A 1,949-nucleotide genomic window follows, 5' to 3' on the forward strand; every position below is an offset into this window, starting at 1 on the left:
GTTTCAGGCTGCGCTTCAGTCAGGTTAGAAAGCAGGGGGGCAAACTGCTGTTGAGAGGAGGCGACCAGTATCAACCCTTTTTCAACAGGGCGATGCTTGATGGCCAGCACTTTGTAGACAGCTTCCCGATTCCAGGGGTCACACCCGAGCCCCCAGACCGCCTCCGTAGGGTAGGCTATGACGCCGCCCTGTTCGATAACAGCCTGAATTTTAGACATAGCGTTTTATCAACTTGATCAGCGAGTAGCAGAGTTTAGCAAGGCTGTGTAAACGCTGCTAGCTGATCAGGATTGACTCAAGCTTGTGTCGATGACTTCCGGACAAATTCATGCAGCGCAGGATAGGCTGCCTGATCGAGCCATTGCGCGAGATCAGAGAGTTTGTTTTGCACACTGCCAGAGCTATCACCACAAACATTGATGTGGCCCATCTTACGGCCAGAACGTTTTACTTTGCCGTACCAATGTACATGAACGCCTGCCACTGCCATCACCGCTTCAGGAAGCCTGTCTTCACCCAATATGTTGATCATGGTGGTTTCTCGGATCAGTCGGGTGCTGCCCAGAGGCATTGCACAGATAGCGCGAAGATGGTTTTCGAACTGACAGGTTTCAGAACCTTGCTGAGTCCAGTGCCCGGAGTTGTGCACTCTTGGCGCGATTTCATTGACCAGCAGGGAACCACTCACATCAAAAAACTCCAGTGCCAGCACTCCGACATAGCCAAGACTCTCAGCGACAGCAGTGAACATCTGCTTTGCCTGTTCCTGCAATGCCTGATCAGTGATGGCTGTAGAAAGACTCAGTACTCCGTTGGTATGAACATTCTCGGCCAGAGGGTAGACAGCAACCGTTCCGTTTGCACTTCGGGCACCGACCAGTGAGACTTCACGAACAAAGGGGACAAACTCTTCAGCAACAATCGCCTGATGATCAGTAGCTGCAATGCATTCGGCCATTTCTGCCCAGATGGTATCAGCCTGATCAAGCTCTTTTAACCGCCACTGCCCTTTACCGTCGTAGCCGCCCAAAGCACTCTTGAGAACCATAGGCACACCCACATGCTCAATCGCTTTGTGGAAGTCTTCATAAGTCTGAATGACAAAGTATCGGGCATTTTTAACACCGGCATCGTCCAGTCTTTTTTTCTCGATACGCCGGTCGCCACCTGCCTTGATGGCTTCTGTAGAAGGCAGAAATTTGCCGCTTTTCTCACAGACAGCCAGAATATCGAGGGGAATGTGTTCAAATTCTGCGGTAATGACATCAGCCTGTCTGATAGCGGATGCCAAGTCATTACCGGTGGTCATTTGAGTCAGCGGGTGAACCACTGTTTCGCTGTTGACATCATAAGCACTTATTTGAATGTTCAGCGGTGCGCCAGCCAATGACATCATTCGCGCCAGCTGGCCTGCCCCCAGCACTAAAACATGCATCAGATTAATCCTCAGCCGGATTGGGATTAGCCAGAACCGTGTCCGTTTGTTCTTTACGGAAAGCTTCTATCTTAGCCATGACCGCTTCATTGTGCGTACCAATGATTTGAGCAGCCAGAATACCCGCATTGGCGGCACCTGCCTCGCCAATGGCCAAAGTTCCTACGGCAATCCCCTTGGGCATCTGTGCGATAGACAGTAATGAATCTATACCTTTCAGTGCTTTGGACTGAACGGGGACTCCCAGAACAGGCAGGCTAGTGAAAGCGGCTGCCATGCCGGGCAGGTGAGCCGCGCCGCCTGCGCCTGCAATGATGACTTTGAGGCCCCGCTCTTTAGCGCCTGTGGCATAGTCAGCCAACAGCTGGGGAGTCCGGTGCGCTGAAACCACTCTGGTTTCATAACGGACTCCAAACCGGTCCAGCATGTCCGCTGCCAGTTTCATCGTTGGCCAGTCTGACCTGGACCCCATGATAATGCCGACTTCCATCTCAAACTCCTGTAAGCCGTGTAA

Annotated in this window: 3 protein-coding genes; all 3 read right to left on the reverse strand. The window is 52.1% G+C overall.

Going from position 1 to position 1,949, the window contains the following annotated elements:
- A partial coding sequence (locus tag KDK18_RS13650) for an L-threonylcarbamoyladenylate synthase (RefSeq protein ID WP_257255481.1) occupies positions 1 to 218 on the reverse strand: 218 nt, incomplete at its 3' end.
- A gap of 77 nt (positions 219 to 295) precedes the next feature.
- The gene (locus KDK18_RS13655; RefSeq protein WP_257255482.1) at positions 296 to 1,435 is read right to left on the reverse strand and encodes a 5-(carboxyamino)imidazole ribonucleotide synthase; all 1,140 of its coding nucleotides are present in this window, start codon (positions 1,433 to 1,435) and stop codon (positions 296 to 298) included.
- 4 nt (positions 1,436 to 1,439) lie between these two features.
- Positions 1,440 to 1,925 (reverse strand): 5-(carboxyamino)imidazole ribonucleotide mutase, encoded by a 486-nt coding sequence (purE, locus tag KDK18_RS13660; protein ID WP_257255483.1) that lies wholly within the window; start codon positions 1,923 to 1,925, stop codon positions 1,440 to 1,442.
- Positions 1,926 to 1,949 lie beyond the last annotated feature (24 nt).

Source organism: Endozoicomonas sp. SESOKO3 (assembly GCF_024606255.1).

Bases quoted from the DNA above. Each gene is read 5' to 3' on its own strand.
- KDK18_RS13655 (WP_257255482.1), bottom strand. From the start codon at position 1,435: ATGCATGTTTTAGTGCTGGGGGCAGGCCAGCTGGCGCGAATGATGTCA.
- purE (WP_257255483.1), bottom strand. From the start codon at position 1,925: ATGGAAGTCGGCATTATCATGGGGTCCAGGTCAGACTGGCCAACGATG.